16 protein-coding genes and 2 pseudogenes are annotated in these 17,294 nt (G+C 69.4%); 12 read left to right on the top strand and 6 right to left on the bottom strand.

The features are described 5' to 3' along the window. Positions 1–93: pseudogene (locus tag AC2VON_RS19035) on the top strand (ferritin-like fold-containing protein); the annotation flags it as partial. 30 nt (positions 94–123) lie between these two features. Here AC2VON_RS19035 and AC2VON_RS19030 read toward each other — a convergent pair. After that, the gene (locus AC2VON_RS19030) at positions 124–960 is read right to left on the bottom strand and encodes an MmpS family transport accessory protein (protein WP_486954341.1); all 837 of its coding nucleotides are present in this window, start codon (positions 958–960) and stop codon (positions 124–126) included. A 43-nt stretch (positions 961–1,003) separates the two neighbouring features. Here AC2VON_RS19030 and AC2VON_RS19025 point away from each other — a divergent pair, with 43 nt between their 5' ends. Further along, positions 1,004–1,252, top strand: coding sequence for a DUF3107 domain-containing protein (locus AC2VON_RS19025; protein ID WP_486954340.1), 249 nt, complete (start codon positions 1,004–1,006; stop codon positions 1,250–1,252). Here AC2VON_RS19025 and fasR read toward each other — a convergent pair. Further along, positions 1,242–1,937, bottom strand: a complete 696-nt coding sequence (fasR, locus tag AC2VON_RS19020; RefSeq protein WP_486954339.1) for an HTH-type transcriptional activator FasR — start codon at positions 1,935–1,937, stop codon at positions 1,242–1,244. The two genes, AC2VON_RS19025 and fasR, sit on opposite strands and share 11 nt — an antisense overlap. Before the next feature lie 226 nt (positions 1,938–2,163). Here fasR and AC2VON_RS19015 point away from each other — a divergent pair, with 226 nt between their 5' ends. The 3 genes from AC2VON_RS19015 (at position 2,164) to AC2VON_RS19005 (ending at position 5,401) form a co-directional block, all read left to right on the top strand. Further along, a complete protein-coding gene (locus tag AC2VON_RS19015; protein ID WP_486954338.1) occupies positions 2,164–3,198 on the top strand; it encodes a DUF3152 domain-containing protein in 1,035 nt (344 codons plus the stop codon). Between the two features lie 122 nt (positions 3,199–3,320). Then, on the top strand, positions 3,321–4,511 hold the full coding sequence (gene moeZ / locus AC2VON_RS19010; protein WP_486954342.1) for an adenylyltransferase/sulfurtransferase MoeZ: 1,191 nt from the start codon (positions 3,321–3,323) through the stop codon (positions 4,509–4,511). Positions 4,512–4,558: 47 nt separating this feature from the next. Next, positions 4,559–5,401: a TIGR02569 family protein gene (locus AC2VON_RS19005; RefSeq protein ID WP_486954337.1), complete on the top strand. Its 843-nt coding sequence runs from the start codon at positions 4,559–4,561 to the stop codon at positions 5,399–5,401. 14 nt (positions 5,402–5,415) lie between these two features. On the opposite strand, the pseudogene AC2VON_RS19000 reads toward AC2VON_RS19005, so the two are convergent. From AC2VON_RS19000 to AC2VON_RS18990, 3 genes and pseudogenes are all read right to left on the bottom strand, one after another. Continuing rightward, positions 5,416–5,709: pseudogene (locus AC2VON_RS19000) on the bottom strand (MGMT family protein); the annotation flags it as partial. 3 nt (positions 5,710–5,712) lie between these two features. After that, positions 5,713–6,510 carry an alpha/beta fold hydrolase gene (locus AC2VON_RS18995; protein ID WP_486954336.1) on the bottom strand — a complete coding sequence of 266 codons (798 nt, stop codon included), beginning with the start codon at positions 6,508–6,510 and terminating at the stop codon, positions 5,713–5,715. After that, positions 6,500–6,850, bottom strand: coding sequence for a MerR family transcriptional regulator (locus tag AC2VON_RS18990; RefSeq protein WP_486954335.1), 351 nt, complete (start codon positions 6,848–6,850; stop codon positions 6,500–6,502). Before AC2VON_RS18990 ends, AC2VON_RS18995 begins: the two co-directional genes overlap by 11 nt. A gap of 140 nt (positions 6,851–6,990) precedes the next feature. Between AC2VON_RS18990 and AC2VON_RS18985 the strand changes: the two genes are divergently transcribed. The 6 genes from AC2VON_RS18985 to nudC all read left to right on the top strand — a co-directional run bounded on the left by AC2VON_RS18985 (position 6,991) and on the right by nudC (position 16,567). Next, the gene (locus tag AC2VON_RS18985) at positions 6,991–7,413 is read left to right on the top strand and encodes an Hsp20/alpha crystallin family protein (RefSeq protein ID WP_486954334.1); all 423 of its coding nucleotides are present in this window, start codon (positions 6,991–6,993) and stop codon (positions 7,411–7,413) included. 48 nt (positions 7,414–7,461) lie between these two features. Then, a complete protein-coding gene (locus tag AC2VON_RS18980; protein WP_486954333.1) occupies positions 7,462–7,815 on the top strand; it encodes a J domain-containing protein in 354 nt (117 codons plus the stop codon). A 69-nt stretch (positions 7,816–7,884) separates the two neighbouring features. Continuing rightward, the gene (locus AC2VON_RS18975; protein WP_486954332.1) at positions 7,885–11,139 is read left to right on the top strand and encodes an ATP-dependent helicase; all 3,255 of its coding nucleotides are present in this window, start codon (positions 7,885–7,887) and stop codon (positions 11,137–11,139) included. Then, complete coding sequence (locus AC2VON_RS18970) at positions 11,136–14,486, top strand: ATP-dependent helicase (RefSeq protein WP_486954331.1); 3,351 nt, start codon at positions 11,136–11,138, stop codon at positions 14,484–14,486. Before AC2VON_RS18975 ends, AC2VON_RS18970 begins: the two co-directional genes overlap by 4 nt. 60 nt (positions 14,487–14,546) lie before the next feature. Continuing rightward, a complete protein-coding gene (locus tag AC2VON_RS18965; RefSeq protein ID WP_486954330.1) occupies positions 14,547–15,617 on the top strand; it encodes a potassium channel family protein in 1,071 nt (356 codons plus the stop codon). Continuing rightward, entirely contained in the window at positions 15,617–16,567 is a 951-nt protein-coding gene (gene nudC / locus AC2VON_RS18960; protein WP_486954329.1) for an NAD(+) diphosphatase, read from the top strand. The genes AC2VON_RS18965 and nudC overlap by 1 nt, the downstream gene beginning before the upstream one ends. A gap of 18 nt (positions 16,568–16,585) precedes the next feature. Here nudC and AC2VON_RS18955 read toward each other — a convergent pair whose 3' ends face one another. Further along, positions 16,586–16,861, bottom strand: coding sequence for a mycoredoxin (locus tag AC2VON_RS18955; protein ID WP_486954328.1), 276 nt, complete (start codon positions 16,859–16,861; stop codon positions 16,586–16,588). A gap of 43 nt (positions 16,862–16,904) precedes the next feature. Here AC2VON_RS18955 and AC2VON_RS18950 point away from each other — a divergent pair. Continuing rightward, the coding region (locus tag AC2VON_RS18950) for a UvrD-helicase domain-containing protein (RefSeq protein WP_486954327.1) at positions 16,905–17,294 on the top strand (390 nt) is incomplete at its 3' end.

The raw sequence follows: 17,294 nt of genomic DNA, 5'->3' as shown, positions 1-17,294 counted from the left end.
TCCGGGCCCGACGGCCTGACCCACCTGGCCGGGTTCTTCGACCGGCTACAGCACACCCACGACGAACGGATGCGGGAACTGGGCCTGGCTTGATCGTGCTAACCCTGCGCGGGTGAACCGTGTCTACCGCGCGCAGGTCGCGATGAACGTGTTGTTGGCCGACGCGACGATGACCTGGCCCTCAGCGTTGGTGATCGCACAGCCGAGCCGGCCGGACAGGCTGGTCGCGATCACGGACTTGAGCTGCACGCCCGGGTTCAACACGACCGTTCTGGTCCACGGCAGCGCAACGTTGAAGTCGGTGCGGGGCATCCCCTGCGCGTCGGTGTAGATGATGGTGACCAGGTCGAAAAGCTGCTTGGTGCCGGTGACCGCATAGCGGACGGTGCGTGGATTCAGCGACGGCGGTACAGCGGCCACCGACGGCGTCGGAGTGGGCCGGATCGCGGTCGGTGTGGTGTTGGTTTCCCGGGGTTTAGGGGGCAGTGACTCCGATGGCGGCCGAGCGGTGGCGGTGGAAGTGGTCGGGTCCGGGAGGGCCGTGACCGTCGGCCCCCGTCCGGCAGGTCCCACGGGGCGCACCGTCGCCTGCGACCCGCTGCTGTCGCTGTTGAGAATGACGGCGGTGCCGATGCCGGCAGCCACCAACACGACGGCGGCGATGACAGCCGCCGGGTGCCGGCGACGGCCGGCTTCTGGCAGGTAATCGTCGTCGTGTGGGTCGTCGGCCGGGTAGTCGACACCTTCACTACCACGACCCGGATAGTCCTCGTAGTCGACCGGCTCATTCGGGCGGTACCGGCCGCGGGTGACCAGATGGCTCACCACGCTGACGGTATCGGTCCGGTTCTTCCTGGCCGGGCCGGCGCGCGGGCGCGTTACCGCATCGTTGTTGCCGTTGCCACCGCCCGCGGCGGCGACCGGTGCGGACAAGTGATCGGGTTGTCCACTAGCCTGCATGCTGCGGCCGTCTCCAAGACGCCTATAACCGAAAGGGGCCAGTGTGGAGGTCAAGATCGGGGTCACCGACAGCGCACGCGAGCTGGTCTTCGCCAGCGCGCAGACACCCGATGAGGTCGAGGAACTGGTTACCAAAGCGTTGGGTAAGGCCTCAGCGGGCCCGGAGGGCCCGGGGGTGCTCGCTCTCGCTGACGAAAAGGGCCGCCGCTTCCTGGTGCAGACCGCCAAGATCGCCTACGTTGAGATCGGGGTCGCCGACTCCCGCCGGGTGGGCTTCGGGGCTACCGGCTGAGCGGCACGTGCGACAGCCCGCCCCAGGCGAACTGCACGGTGCCTTCGACGGCGTCGTCCTTGGAAACGGGGCGGTCGGTGCCCAGCCAATACCTGGCACAGTCGACGCTGACGCCCACCAGGCCCACTGCGATCATCCGGGCACGGTGCGGGTCGAGCCCGGAGTCGTGGCTGATCAGGTCGAACACGGCGTCGATGCACGACTCGGTGGCCACCCGCACCTGGGCCGCCACTTGCGGCTCGACGACATTGTCGTTCTCGAAAATCAGCCGGTAGCCCTGGCCGTCGTGGTCGATGAAGTCGAAGAACGCCTGAACCGCCGCCCGCAGCCGCTGCCGGTTGTCGGTAGTGGTGCCCAACGCCTGTCGTACGCCGGAGACCAACTTCTCCACGTGCTGGTCCAGCACCGCCAGGTATAACTCTAGCTTCGACGAGAAGTGTTGATACAGAATCGGTTTGCTGACCCCGGCGCAGTAGGCGATCTCGTCCATCCCGGCCGCGTGGTAGCCGCGGTCGACGAAAACCTCGCTAGCCGCGATCAGCAGTTGGCCGCGACGCTCGTCGCGGGGCAACCGGCTGCCCCGGCGGTTGGTGCCCGCCGGCGCATGGGTGCTGGTTCGGCCACGCGTGGGCGGTTCGGCGCGGCTAGCCAGTCGGGGTTCGACCGTGTCGGCCGGTTCGCTCATCAAGTCCTCAATCTGGTTTCCCCGGGGCGGCGGGTGGTCGCTGCAACCGCTCCGCCCACGTTCGCTGCGTCAAAACGACCCTACTACCCGGGGCTCCCGCCGCCTTGGAAGCGGCGCCCACAGTCGCCGCCGTAGTCGATGGTTGAAATGGCCTGACTGGTGTCTCCCGGGTTCTCCACGCGTGCCGGAGAACCGCCGCCGGCGGCGGTTGTGCCATTCTGGGGCGGTGACCTATCACCCGGGGATCGACGGAACCGGTCGAGCGCTCGCAGTTCGCGATCAGTGGCGAGAGCCGCTGCGCGCTCAGCGCGACCCCCTCGCCGCCGGCACCGGCCGAGCCCGGGCTGATCGCGACACCCACCGGCGCTTGCGCAAGCAGACCTGGCTGGGCCGGTTCGTGTCCACCTACGGCTGGCGTGCGTATGCGATACCGGTGTTGGTGGTGCTCACCGGTGTCGTGGTGTATCAGACGGTGACCGGAACCGGAGTGTCCGCCCCCGTCTCCGAGGAGGCGGTTCAGGGCCCGCCGACGATCGGGTCGGCGGGCACGGCGATCATCGGTGCGCCGCCGCGCGGCCTGACCGAGTTCGACATCAACCTGCCCACCGGGATGCTGCCCGGCGGCGGTCCGTTCACCGAGGCCGGTGCGGACACCTGGTACGTCGTCCCGGGCACTGAGCCCAAGGTCGGCCAGGGCACCGTGAAGGTGTTCGCCTACACCGTGGAGGTCGAAACCGGTATCGACACCGCGGCGTTCGGCGGTGACGAGGCGTTCGCCCGAATGGTCGATCAGACACTGAGCAATCCCAAGGGGTGGACGCATAATCCGCAGATCGCGTTCGTGCGGATCGATGCGGCCAGCGGGGAGAGCCCCGACTTTCGTATCTCGCTGTCCTCGCCGATGACGGTCCGTGCCGGCTGCGGCTATGAGATTCCGCTGGAAGCGTCCTGCTACAACCCGGCCTACGGGCCGGATGCGCAGCCGCGGGTGTTCATCAACGAGGCCCGGTGGGTCCGCGGTGCGGTGCCGTTCCAGGGCGACGTGGGCTCCTACCGGCAGTACCTGATCAACCACGAGGTCGGTCACGCCATCGGTTATGAACACCACGAACCCTGCGACAAGCAGGACGGTCTGGCACCGGTGATGATGCAGCAGACCTTCGGCACCTCCAACGGCGACGCCTCGGCTTTCGACCCGGAGTGGGTCAAACCCGACGGCAAGACCTGCCGCTTCAATCCGTGGCCGTACCCCATCCCGTAATCCGGACTCACCGGAAGCCGGGAAGCCGGGAAGTACTCTCGGCTGTTTGCCGTTGATCTCAGCAGCTGCTGTGATGGTTATGGCAGATGATTTTTTGGAGGAGATAGCCGGTGTCGGGACCCATGCCCCTGTTGCCCCAGTTGCCCCTGCCGCCCCTGGTGGCACCGGCAGCCGAGCTGACCAGGGATGAAGTCGCACGCTACAGCCGGCACCTCATCATTCCCGATGTGGGTGTCGACGGTCAGAAGCGGCTGAAGAACGCCCGGGTGCTGGTGATCGGCGCGGGCGGGCTGGGGGCGCCGGCGCTGATGTACCTGGCCGCGGCCGGGGTCGGCACCATCGGCATCGTCGACTTCGATGTGGTCGACGAGTCCAACCTGCAGCGCCAGATCATCCACGGGGTATCGGATGTCGGCCGGTCCAAGGTGTCCAGCGCGCGCGATTCGATCGCCGAGATCAACCCGCTGGTGCAGGTGCGGCCGCACGAGCTACAGCTGACGGCGTCGAATGCGGTCCAGCTGTTCAGCGACTACGACCTGATTCTGGACGGTACCGACAACTTCGCCACCCGCTACCTGGTCAACGACGCGGCGGTGGTGGCGCACAAGCCTTACGTGTGGGGCTCGATCTACCGCTTCGAGGGTCAGGCCTCGGTGTTCTGGGAGGAGGCGCCCGACGGGCGCGGGCTGAACTACCGGGACCTGTACCCCGAACCGCCGCCACCGGGCATGGTGCCGTCCTGCGCCGAGGGTGGGGTGCTGGGCATCCTGTGCGCTTCCATCGGATCGGTGATGGGCACCGAGGCGATCAAACTGATCATCGGGATCGGCGAACCGCTGCTGGGCCGGTTGCTGGTCTACGACGCGCTGGAGATGAGATACCGCACGGTCACGATTCACAAGGACCCGGCCACCCCGAAAATCACCGAGCTGATCGACTACGACGAGTTCTGTGGGGTGATGTCCGACGACGTCGCTCAAGTGGTCGCGGATTCCACCATCACGCCGGCGGAACTGCGAGAGCTGCTGAGCTCTGGCCAGCGGGTGGCCCTGATCGATGTGCGTGAACCGGTCGAATGGGACATCAACCGCATCGATGGCGCCCAGCTGATCCCGAAGTCGTCGATCGACTCCGGTGAGGGCCTGGCCGAGTTGCCGCAGGATGCGATGTCGGTGCTGTACTGCAAGACCGGCGTGCGATCAGCCGAGGCGCTGGCGGTGCTGAAGAAGGCCGGCTTCTCCGACGCTGTTCACCTGCACGGCGGAATTGTGGCGTGGGCCAAGCAGATGCAGCCCGACATGCTGATGTACTAACGATGCACTAACCGGTTTTTGCGTGGTGCGCATCGTACGCTGACGGTGTGACTGCCGAGGCGCCGCCCGAACACGTGTTGACGGCGTTCGGTTTACGCGACGCACATCCCACACCGCTGGGTGCCGGCTGGAAGTGCGGCGAAGTGGTGCTGTCGATGGTGGCCGATCACGCGCGGGCCGCCTGGTCGGCCAAGGTGCGCGAGACGCTGTTCGTCGACGGCATTCGGCTGGCTCGCCCGGTGCGCTCCACCGACGGGAGGTATGTGGTTTCCGGATGGCGGGCGGACACCTTCGTCGCCGGCACCCCGGAGCCCCGCTACGACGAGGTGGTGTCGGCCGCTGTTCGGCTGCACGAGGCCACTTCGAAGCTGGAACGACCGCGGTTTCTCACCCAGGCGCCAGTGGCACCGTGGGCCGATGTCGACGTCTTTATCGCCGCTGACCGCGCCGCGTGGGAGGAGCGGCCGTTCGCCTCGCTGCAGCCGGGTGCCCAGGTCGCCCCGGGGTCGGTGGACGGGCAACGGTCGGTCGACCTGATCAACCAGCTCGCCGCGCTGCGCAGGGCGACGAGGAGTCCCAATCAGGTGGTGCACGGGGACCTGTACGGTACGGTGCTTTTCCTCGGCGCCGCCGCGCCGGGCATCACCGACATCACACCGTACTGGCGACCCGCGTCCTGGGCCGCCGGCGTGGTGGTGGTGGACGCACTGTCGTGGGGTGACGCCGACGACGGGCTGGTCGAACGTTGGGAAACGCTGCCGGAATGGCCGCAGATGCTGTTGCGCGCGTTGATGTTCCGGCTGGCGGTTCATGCCCTTCATCCCCGCTCGACCGCCGAGGCGTTTCCGGGTCTGGCCCGCTCCGCCGCCCTGGTTCGGCTGGCGCTGTAGCGGTTGGGCTTTGCAAACCGATGGCGCACCACACATAGATCCACCCGGCCGTCGACGGCCAGGACCCCCTCGGCACGGAGCAGTTCCAGTTGTTCGGTCCGCAGATGCGGTACCGGTCTCCCGGAGGCCCTGATCACCCGATGCCAGGGTAGGTCCGAGCCGTCAGTCCGCAGAATCCAACCGACCGTGCGCGGGCTGGAAAGCCCTGCGACGGTCGCGATGTCGCCGTACGTGGCGACCCGGCCCGCGGGGATAGCGCTGATCAGTGCGCGTACCCGTTCGACCTGCGCGTCGGTCACCGGGGCCATGTGTCAGCGCATCACCAGTCGGTCGCGGATCACCGCGGCCACCTCGGCGGGCCTGGCCTGTGCCACCATGTGCTCGCACGCGAGGTCGATCAACTCGAACTCGCTTCCCAGCCGCGTGTGCAGCGCGGTGATGAGATCGTCGCGGACATAGGAAAGTGAAGTGCACGTCGCCCGGATCAGGGTGGTGGGGATACCGGCGGGTGGCAGCACGACGTCGCGGGCCAGTTCACTCCAGTAGGACATCATCGCGGGCAGGCTGATCCGCCAGCGGTGGCGTCCGCCCGGCGCCGCGATCAGGTGCTCGTCGAGTTCGGCGTCCAGCAGCACAGGGTCCACGTCAGCCCACGCGCCGGTGGCCTTCTCGGCGCGAGCCTCGGCACGGTCTGGGTAGTCCGGTGCGGCCAGCATCGCTTCGGCGATATCGGCCATCAGGGATCCGTCCAGCCCGACCGCCGGGTCGAGCAGCACCAGGGAGCTGACCAGATCCGGTCGGGCAGCGGCCAGTTGCAGTGCGACCGCGCCGCCGAACGAGTGTCCGATGGCCAGCACCGGCGCTTTTGCCTCATTGGCCTGCTCATCGAGGAGCGCAGCCAACGCTCCGACATTGGCGTCGATGGTCCACGGCGCTGCCCACGACGACCGGCCATGGCCGAGCAGATCGGGTGCGGCCACCGCGAGGTCTGGCAGGTGGTGGCGGGCCAGCGGTCGCCAGCGCTGCCCGTGACCGGTCAGACCGTGAATCGCCAGCACCCGTAGCGGGCCGGCGGGTCCGTAGCGGTGCACGTGAAGTTCATCGGCCACGTGTGTGGCGTTCCGGTGCTCGCTGATCGGCTTTCAATTGCGCGTTGGCGGACTGCAGCCGGGTGTTGTGCGTCTCCAGCTGTGTGTTTCTGCTCTCCAGATCGAGGATGTGGCCGATGCCGGCCAAGTTCACACCCTTCCCGACGAGTTCGCTGATCCGTTTGAGGCGCTCCAGGTCATCGTCGCTGTAGCGGCGGGTGCCCCCTTCGGTACGGATCGGGGTTACCAACCCCCGCCGCTCGTAGTGCCGCAATGTCTGGGCGGCGATGCCGGAGAGTTCGGACGCCACCGAGATGCCGTAGACGCCACGTGTGGACCGCGATGTCAATCCCGGGCTCAAACGCTGCTCCATCCCCCAGTCCAGTCAGGAACCTGCAAAAACTTTTTGACACAATATACCAGTGATGCCATATAATACTTGCGACATTCTACATAGATCACGTGACGCGACGATCACGTGACGCGATCAGGAGGTGAGCCATGATGCTGATGCGCACAGATCCGTTCCGCGAACTCGACCGTTTGACCCAACACATGCTGGGTACGGCGGCTCGGCCCGCGGTCATGCCGATGGATGCCTGGCGAGACGGTGAACAGTTCGTCGTCGAGTTCGATCTACCCGGTGTGCAGGCCGACTCGATCAATCTCGATGTCGAGCGCAACGTGCTGACCGTCCGCGCCGAACGCGCGGACCTCGATCCGGGTCTGGAGACGGTGTCGGCCGAACGCCCGCGCGGCGTGTTCAGCCGGCAACTGTTTCTCGGCGAGAATCTCGACACCGACAAGATCGAGGCCGGCTACCACGATGGCGTTCTGCGTCTCACGATTCCGGTGGCCGAACAGGCCAAGCCTCGCCGGATCGCGGTCACCCACGACGGTAAGCGCCAACCGATCGACGCCTGAGCGTGCCGGGCAGACCAACAGACTCGGACGTGAAATCGCCGGTGTCGGATGAGGACTGATCCGTATGCGACACTCGGTATCTCGCACTCCGCGACGACGGATGAGATCACCCGCGCCTACCGACGCCAGTTGCGCGCCTACCATCCGGACACCCGCTCGGATGCATCGAATTCGGATGCCGACGAACAACTGGCGCAGATCCTTGCAGCCTACGAGCTGTTGCGTGATCGCCGCCGCCGGGCCGAGTATGACCGGACCGTCGAAGCCGTCGGCAAAGACCGCAAAGACGGTAAAGACCGGAAAGGCGTCGCTGCGGCGCACATAACCGTCACCCATGCGCGTTCCGTCCGCGGCGAGCCTCCGCTGTGGGCGGGACCGGTACGTTGGCGCCCGAGCCGTTAGGTCCGGAGCAACCCCATCGCTCGCTGCCGGTTTCACCGGCTTGTCGGACCCCGGTGGTGTCATACCCCTATGAGCCACCACTGGGACTCGGCAGCCCGAACCGCACTCGATCCCGCATCGCGCGGCCTGGTGCCGGTGCTGGGCGGGCCGGGCACCGGCAAGACCAGCCTGCTGATCGACTCGGCCGCCGCCCACATCGCCTCGGGAGTCGATCCGGAATCCATCCTGCTGTTGACCGGCGCAGGCCGCATACCGATCCGCGCCCGCAGCGCGCTGACCACCACGCTGTTGGCCGGCCGCCGGAAACGCAGCGGGCTGCCGCCGGTGGCCCGTCAGCCGCTGGTGCAGACCGTGCACGCGTACGCGTTCGCGGTGTTGCGGCTGGCCGCGCAGCGTGCCGGTGATCCGCCGCCGCGGCTGGTCACCGGCGCCGAGCAGGACAGCATCGTTGGCGAGTTGCTCGCCGGTGATGCGGCAGACGCCTGGCCGGAATCGCTTCGTCCGGCGCTGGGCACCGCCGGTTTCGCCACCGAGCTGCGCGACCTGCTGGCCCGGTGCGCCGAGCGTGGCACGGACCCGGCACAGCTGGTGCGGCTGGGTCAGCGCTACGGTCACCCCGAATGGGCGGCGGCGGGCCGGTTCGCCCGGCAGTACGAGCAGGTCATGCTGTTGCGCGCGGCCGTGGGCACGGCGGCGCCGCAGGCCACCGTGCCGGCGTTGGGAGCCGCTGAACTGATCGGTGCCGCGCTGGATGCCTTCGCAGCCGATCCGGAGCTGATGAACGCCGAACGCGCCCGCCTGCGGCTGCTACTGGTCGACGACGCGCAGCAACTCGACCCGCAGGCAGCCCGGCTGGTGCGGGTGCTGGCCGCGGGTGTTGGGTTGACCGTCATCGCCGGCGACCCTGACCAGGCGGTCTTCGGGTTCCGCGGCGCCGAGGCTGCTGCGCTGTCGACGGCGAATTGGAGGCACCCGCAGGGCGGCGACCCGGTGTCGGTGACGCTCACCACGTCGCACCGCTGCGCCCCCGCGGTGGCACGGGTCATCCGGGGCATCGCCGGGCGGCTTCCCGGCTCCGGCGTTGCCCGACGGCTCGACGGGACCGGCACGGACACCGGATCGGTGACGGCGCGGTTGGCTGCGTCCAGCCACGCCGAGGCCGCCCTGATCGCCGACACACTGCGCCGGGCGCACCTGATCGACGGGGTGTCGTGGTCGCAGATGGCGGTGATCGTCCGGTCGTTACCACCTACCGTCGCCCGGCTGCGGGGCATGCTGGCCGCGGCCAGCATTCCGGTGGCGGTGTCGGCCGCCGGCGGGCCGCTGTCCGAGCAACCGGCCGCGGCCGCGCTACTGACGGTGCTGACGGCCACCGCCGACGGGTTGACCGGTGAACGCGCGCTGGCGCTGCTGACCGGACCTATCGGCAGGGTAGACCCGGTCTCGTTGCGGCGCTTGCGGCGTGCGATGCGCCACAACCCGAACAGCGACCCTGAGACGCCACCGGTTTGCGAGGAACCCCGCGAATTCGCTGACGCGCTGGTTGCGGTCCTCAGCGGCGACGAACGCCGGCGGTTGCCATCCGGTCACGTCCGCCCGCTGCGCCGGGTGCGGGCGGTGCTCGACGCCGCGCGCAGCGACCGGGCCGGCCAGGATCCGCGTTACGTGCTGTGGAAGGTGTGGCAGGCAACCGGGCTGCAGCAACGCTGGCTGGCAGCCGGCGCGCGCGGTGGCTCGGCCGGGGCCCGCGCCGACGAGGACCTCGCTGCGGTGACCGCGCTGTTCGACGCCGCCGAACACTACGTGTCGCACACCGCCGGGGTATCGCTGCGCGGGTTCGTCGATCATGTGTTGGCACTGCGGCTGGGCGCGTCGCACGTCGAGCCGGTCCTGGACACTATGGCCGCCGAGGCGGTGCGCGTGCTCAGCGCACACGCCGCGCTCGGACAGGAATGGGATCTGGTGGTCATCGCCGGACTGCAGGAGGGGCTGTGGCCCAACACCGCTCCGCGCGGCGGTGTGCTGCGGACCCAGCGGTTGCTGGACGTTCTGGACGGGGTCGGCACCGACGCCTCGGTCCGGGCGCCGTTGCTGGCCGAGGAGCGGCGGCTGCTGGTCGCGGCGATGGGGCGTGCCCGGCGCCGGCTGGTGGTGACCGCTGTCGACGGGTCAGCCGGCGGCGCCGGCGACGAAACTCCATCCGGCTTTTTCTTCGAGTTGGCGCCGTGGGCCGACGGCTCGGGCGACACAGGCGAGCCTGGCAGCTGGGGCGTGGCGGAGGCGGCGCCGCCGGTGTTGTCGCCCGCGGCGGTGGTGGGCCGGCTGCGCGGTGTGGTGTGTGCTCCGGTGGGAACCGTCGACGACGACGACCGTGCCTGCGCGGCGACACAATTAGCTCGACTTGCCAAAGCCGGGGTGCAAGGTGCCGGCCCGGACGGTTGGTACGGCATGGCTCCGGTCAGCACCGACGAGCCGCTGTGGCGCGCAGGCTCGGGGCAGAGCGGGCAGAGCGGGCAGGTCGTCACGCTGTCGCCGTCGTCGCTGCAGACCCTTGTCGACTGTCCACTGCGCTGGCTGGTGGAGCGCCACGGCGGAACCGATCCCCACAGCGGTCGGTTGCTGCGATCGGTTGCCGGCTCGCTGGTGCACGCGCTGGTCGCCGCGTCGGACGGCTCGTCCAGCCGAGCCGCCGGGTTGGCGGCGCAGCTGGACCGGGTGTGGGACCGGCTGCCGTTCCAGGCGCCCTGGTATGCGGCAAACGAGCTGGCCCGCCACCGCGCAATGCTGGACACCTTCGTGCAATGGCGGGCAGCGACCCGCCACGCGCTGACCGAGGCGGGTGTCGAAGTCGCTGTAGCCGGGGTGGTGGTCAAACCTGACACACCCGGCGACACACCCATCGACGGCCCGGAAATCCGGCTGCGCGGACGTGTCGACCGCATCGAGCGCGACGCGGCCGGCCGGCTGGTGGTCGTCGACGTCAAGACCGGCAAAACCCCGGTCAGCAAGGCCGCCGCGCAACGACATGCCCAGCTGGCGATGTACCAGTTGGCGATCACCGAGGGGCTGTCCGTCGCCGGAGCCGAGCCCGGTGGTGCCCGGCTCGTCTACCTCGGCAAGCCCAGCAAGTCCACCGCCGCAGGCGCCACCGAACGCGAGCAGGACCCGTTGACGCCCGAAGGCCGCGATGACTGGCGCAACCTCATTCGGCGGGCCGCCACCGCGACCGCCGGACCACAGTTCGTCGCCCGGGTCAACGATGGCTGCGTGCACTGCCCGATCCGGTCCGGCTGCCCCGCCCACACCGCAAGGGCCGGCCGGTGACGCCGATCGGGGCGGCCCAACACCATCACCCGGCCCCGCGTTATCACCCGGGCGAGCTGGCATCGCTGCTCGGCTTGGTCGCACCCACCGCCGAGCAGGCCGCGGTCATCGCCGCGGCACCGGGTCCGCTGGTCGTCATCGCCGGCGCCGGCGCCGGCAAGACCGAGACGATGGCCGCGCGGGTGGTGTGGCTGGTCGCCAACGGATACGCCGAACCCGGCCAGGTGCTGGGATTGACGTTCACCCGCAAGGCGGCCGGCCAGCTAGCTCGCCGCGTGCGGTCCCGGCTGGCCCGGTTGGCCGGTGCCCGACTGCCCGGCTGTGCCGGCGCCGGCCCGGGCTGCGGGCCGAGCACAGACACCGCCGCTGTGGCCGGTGCGCCGACGGTCAGCACCTACCACGCCTTCGCGGGCTCGCTGCTGCGCGAGCACGGTTTGCTGTCGGGAGTCGAGCCGGATACCCGCCTGCTCAGCGAAACCGAGCTGTGGCAGCTGGCATTCGACGTGGTCAACGGGTATCGGGGGGAACTGCACACCGACAAGGACCCGGCCGCGGTCACCACGGTGCTGCTGCGGCTGGCCGGGCAGCTGACCGAACACCTGGTGGACACCGCCGCCCTGGCAGACACCCACGTGGAGCTGGAGCGGCTGGTGCATACCTTGCCTGCCGGTGACGGGCGCGGCGGGCGTGACTCGGGGCCGAGCCAGTGGCTGTTGCGGTTGCTGGCCACCCAGACCCGACGCGCCGAGCTGATTCCGCTCATCGACGCGCTCCATCAGCGGATGCGGGCTGAGAAGGCGATCGACTTCGGGCAGCAGATGGCCACCGCCGCGCGGTTGGCGTCAGAGTTCGGCCAGGTCGGTGCGGAGCTGCGGAACACCTACCGGGTGGTGCTGCTCGACGAGTACCAGGACACCGGACATGCCCAGCGGATCGCGTTGTCGTCGCTGTTCGGCGGCGGGGTCGACGACGGGCTGGCGCTGACGGCGGTCGGCGATCCCATCCAGTCGATCTATGGCTGGCGGGGTGCGTCGGCGACCAACCTGCCGCAGTTCGCCACCGACTTTCCGCACTCCGACGGAACCCCGGCGCTGACGTTGGAGTTACGGACCAGCTGGCGCAACCCGCCCCGGGTTCTGCAGTTGGCCAACGCCGTCTCGGCGGCCGCACGGCAGAGGTCGCGAGGGGCGCCGGTAGCAGGGTCGGTGCGCACCCTGCGTCCGCGTCCCGGCGCACCGGCGGGCACCGTGCGCGCGGCGTTACTCCCCGACGTGCAGGCAGAACGGGAGTGGGTTGCCACTCACCTGCAGCAGTGCTACCGGCGGGCCCGGGCTGGGGGTGTCGCGCCGCCGACGGCCGCGGTGCTGGTGCGCCGCAACGCCGACGCGGCACCGATGGCCGAGGCGATTCGTGACAAAGGGATTCCGGTCGAGGTGGTCGGACTGGCCGGGCTGTTGTTCGTACCCGAGGTCGCCGACCTCATCGCGACGCTGCGGCTGGTCGCCGACCCGGCGGCCGGCGCTGCCGCGATGCGGGTATTGACCGGCCCGCGGTGGCGGCTCGGCGCGAGCGACCTCGTGGCGCTGTGGCACCGCGCCGTCGATCTGGATGGGCCGCGCGGCCCGGACCGGCCCCTGTCACCGGCGCAGATCGCGGCCGAAGCAGGCGCCGACGGCGCCTGCTTGGCCGACGCCATCGCCGATCCCGGGTCGCCGGCCGGCTATTCGGCCGCCGGATACCGCCGCATCGTCGCGTTGGCCGACGAGCTGAGAACCCTGCGCGCCCATCTCCACCACCCGCTGCCCGATCTGGTCGCCGAGCTGCGCCGGGTGCTCGGACTGGACTGCGAGGTGCGGGCCGGTATCTCGCCGGCGGACGTCGGCCGGGCCGGTACCGAGCACCTGGACGCGTTCGCCGACCTGGTGGTCGGCTACGCCGAGCGGGCCGGGGCGTCGGCATCGGTGACGAGGCTGCTGGCCTACCTGGATGCGGCCGCGCTGGTGGAAAATGGACTGCCCACAGCCGGTCCTGCGGTCGCCACCGACCGGGTTCAGGTGCTCACCGTGCACGCCGCGAAGGGGCTGGAGTGGCAAGTGGTGGCGGTGCCGCACCTGGTGGCCAGGGTGTTCCCGTCCACCGCGTCGAAAAGCAGCTGGCTCACCGAGGTCGCCGAGTTGCCGCCGCTGTTGCGCGCGGACCGCGCCACGCCGGGAGCACACGGCGTGCCGGTGCTGGACACTGGCGACATAACCAACCGGAAACAGCTGTCCGACAAGATTTTCGAGCATCAGAGCCAACTGGAGCAACGACGCATCGACGAGGAGCGCAGGCTGCTCTACGTCGCCGTCACCCGGGCCGAAGACACCCTGCTGGTGTCCGGCTACCACTGGGGCGCCACTGGTGCCACGCCGCGCGGACCGTCTGAGTTCCTGAGGGAACTCAAAGACGCGATCGAGGGCTCGGCTGGTCCGGCTGTGGTCGGTCCCTGCGGCGGCGTCGTCGAACACTGGGCGCCCGACCCTGCCGACGGAGAACGGAACCCGCTGCGCGACAGCGTGATACAAGCGGCCTGGCCGGTGGATCCGCTGGGTGCGCGCCGCGGCGACGTCGAACGGGGAGCTGCGCTGGTCACCGCGGCGATAGCGGACATGGCCGCCGACTGTCCCCGACAAGTGGATCGGGATTCCCCCTGGGTCACCGACGTCGACGCGCTGCTGGCCGAGCGTGTTCGGGCGGTGGCGTCGCCAGTCCCGGCTCCGCCCAGCCAGATCTCGGTAACCGATCTGGTCGACTTGGGCCGTGATCCGGCCGCCGCACGGAATCGGTTGCGCCGCCGGCTGCCCACCCGACCGGACCCACAGGCATTGCTCGGCAGTGCGTTTCACGACTGGGTGCAGCGGCTCTACGGTGTGGGGCGACTGTTCGACCTCGCCGATCTGCCCGGTGCCGGCGACACCGACACCGCCCTCGCCGACGCCGCCGAGTTGAGCGAACTGCAGGCGGCATTTCTCGCCTCGCCGTGGGCCGACCGCACGCCGGTCGCGGTCGAGGTGCCGTTCGAGATGGCCGTCGCGGCCACCGTCGTGCGCGGACGCATCGACGCGGTGTTCGCCGAGGACGGGGGATTCATCGTGGTGGACTGGAAGACCGGTATCCAGCCGGCCGGTCGGGAGGCGCTGCGTCAGGCCGCGGTTCAGCTCGGTGTCTACCGGTTCGCGTGGGCGGCGCTGGCGGGCTGCCCGGAATCCTCGGTGCGCGCCGCCTTCCACTACGTGCGCACCGGGGTCACCGTCATACCCGATGTGTTGGCCGACGTCGGGGCGCTCGCCGCGCTGTTGGATTGTTGATCCAGTGACTGCCGTGGTTAGAGTGTGTCCGTGCGTCAGGTTGACCGGTGACCGTCCGTCGTGGCCAGGACTAACTGGCAACCGCTGCGCGGCCTCGACGAGACACTGACCGCCCAGCCCAGTGGCGCGCACGCCGGCGTGCTGCGGATGCCGCAGCGCCAGGCCGGGCCCGGCCGCCTCGTTTACCGCCGGGTGCTCATCGCGCTGGCGGCGCTGTTCACCGCAACCTTTATCGTTTACATCGATCGCGACGGATACCAGGACGTGCGGGGCGAGCAGTTGACGTTCCTGGACTGCCTGTACTACTCGGCTGTGACGCTGTCGACGACCGGGTATGGCGACATCACCCCGGTCAGCGAGTTCTCGCGCCTGGTCAATGTTCTGGTTATCACCCCGCTGCGGGTCGCGTTCCTGATCCTGTTGGTGGGTACCACGCTCGAGGCGTTCACCGAAACATCCCGGCAGGCATTCCGAACCCAACGTTGGAGGCACAGGGTGCGCAACCACACCGTCGTCATCGGCTACGGCACCAAAGGCAAAACCGCGGTCGCGGCGATGCTCGGTGACGAGATCGTTCCGGGTGACATCGTCGTCGTCGACACCGACCAGGCTGCGCTCGACCAAGCCAAAGCCGCCGGGCTGGTGACGGTGCACGGCGATGCCACCAGGTCCGATGTGCTGCGGCAGGCACGCGCCGAGCGTGCGGCCTCGGTCGTGGTGGCCACCAGTGATGACGGTACCTCGGTGCTGGTCACGCTGACCGCGCGCGAGATTGCGCCCAAAGCCACCATCGTGGCATCCACCCGGGAGCGGGAGAATCAACACCTGCTGCAGCAGTCGGGTGCGGACTCGGTGGTGGTGTCCGCGGAGACCGTCGGTCGGCTGCTCGGTGTCGCAACCACCACCCCCAACGTGGTGGAGATGATCGAGGACCTGCTGACGCCGGACGCCGGCTTCGCCATCGCCGAACGGGAGGTGGAGCAGAAAGAGGTCGGCGGATCACCGCGACACCTACGCGACATCGTGCTCGGTGTGGTCCGTGACGGTCAGCTGCTGCGGGTGGACGCGCCGGAGGTTGACGCCGTCGAGGCCGGCGACCGGTTGCTCTACGTGCGGGGCGCGGGCAACTAATGGATTTTCAGCTGCGCCAGGTGCCGATTTTGTCCCGGGTCGGTGTCGATCGGGCCGGCCGGGTGCGCACCGACGTCGACGCCGCCACCGCCGGATGGGCGCACGCCGCGCTGCTGCGGGTCGATGTCCGCGACCAGGTGCTGGTGGCCAACGGCCGGGTGGTGCTCGCCGACGCGGCCGAACTGGCCGACGCGCCACCGCCGGAGGCGGTGTTGCTGGGTCGTATCGAAGGCGGCCGCCAGGTCTGGGCGGTCCGCGGTCCGCTGACCGCACCCGGCGGTTTTGCCGACAACGCCCGCGTGGTGGACCTGCGCCGGGCGGGCCCGGTGTTCGACGACGTCAGCGCGCAGCTGGTGGCGTCGGCCTCCGCGCTGTTGAACTGGCACGACCGCGCCCGATTTTCCGCCGTCGACGGTACGCCGACCACACCGGCGCGCAACGGCTGGTCACGGGTCGACCCGGTCACCGGGCAAGAGGAGTTCCCGCGTATCGACCCGGCGGTGATCTGTCTGGTCCACGACGGCGGCGACCGCGCGGTGCTGGCCCGCCAGACCCAGTGGCCGCCGCGGTGGTTTTCACTGCTGGCCGGGTTCGTCGAGGCCGGGGAGTCGTTCGAAGCCTGCGTGGTCCGGGAGGTCCGCGAGGAGATCGGGCTGACCGTTCATGACGTGCGCTATCTGGGCAGCCAGCCGTGGCCGTTTCCACGCTCGCTGATGGTCGGCTTCCACGCCGTCGGCGACCCGGCTCAGGATTTCGTGTTCAGCGATGGCGAGATCGCCGAGGCGGCGTGGTTCACCCGCGGCGAGGTCCGCGCCGCACTCGACGCCGGTGACTGGACCAGCGGGGCCGGCGGGTTTGACGGGGCCGGCGGGCCAGAGCCGAAACTCCTGTTGCCGGGTGCGGTCTCGATCGCCCGGGTGATCATCGAGTCGTGGGCTGAGCTGGGTTAAGCCTGGGTTAAAGCTGGGTTAAAGTTCCCCGGTGAGCTGGGCCAGCTCGGCTAGTTTGGCCTTGACCTCGCTCCCGGTCGGATTGGCCAGCGTCGAGCCGTCGGCGAACCGGACCGTCGGCACGGTCCGGTTTCCGTGGTTGACCGACGCGACGAACGCCGCCGCGGTCGGCTCGGCCTCGATGTCGATCTCGTCGTAGCGGATACCGAATTTCGCCAACACGATCTTGAGCCGGCGGCAGTAGCCGCACCAGCGTGTCGTGTAGATGGTCAGTGGCGCGTCGCTCGCGGTCATAGGCTTCCCAATGTAGTCGGCCGCCCCTGCCAAGATAGACGCCATGACTGCGGACTCAGCGGATTCCCTGCACCCGCTGATCGCCGGCCTCGACGACCAGCAGCGCGAGGCCGTGCTGGCACCGCGGGGCCCGGTCTGCGTGCTGGCCGGTGCGGGAACCGGCAAGACCCGCACCATCACCCACCGGATTGCCGCGCTGGTCGCCGCCGGCCACGTCGCCGCCGGGCAGGTGCTGGCGGTGACGTTCACCCAGCGTGCCGCCGGTGAGATGCGATCCCGGCTGCGTGCGCTGGATGCCGCGACACACTCGGGTGGCGGGAGAGGCGCCTCGGTGGAATCCGTGCAGGCGCTGACCTTCCACGCCGCCGCGCGCCGGCAGCTGCGCTACTTCTGGCCGCGGGTGGTCGGCGACACCGGCTGGCAGCTGCTGGAC

It is taken from the genome of Mycobacterium sp. TH-M82, assembly GCF_057473605.1.
The sequence above is the reverse complement of the archived record's forward strand: the minus strand, read 5'-3'. Positions and strand labels throughout refer to the sequence as shown.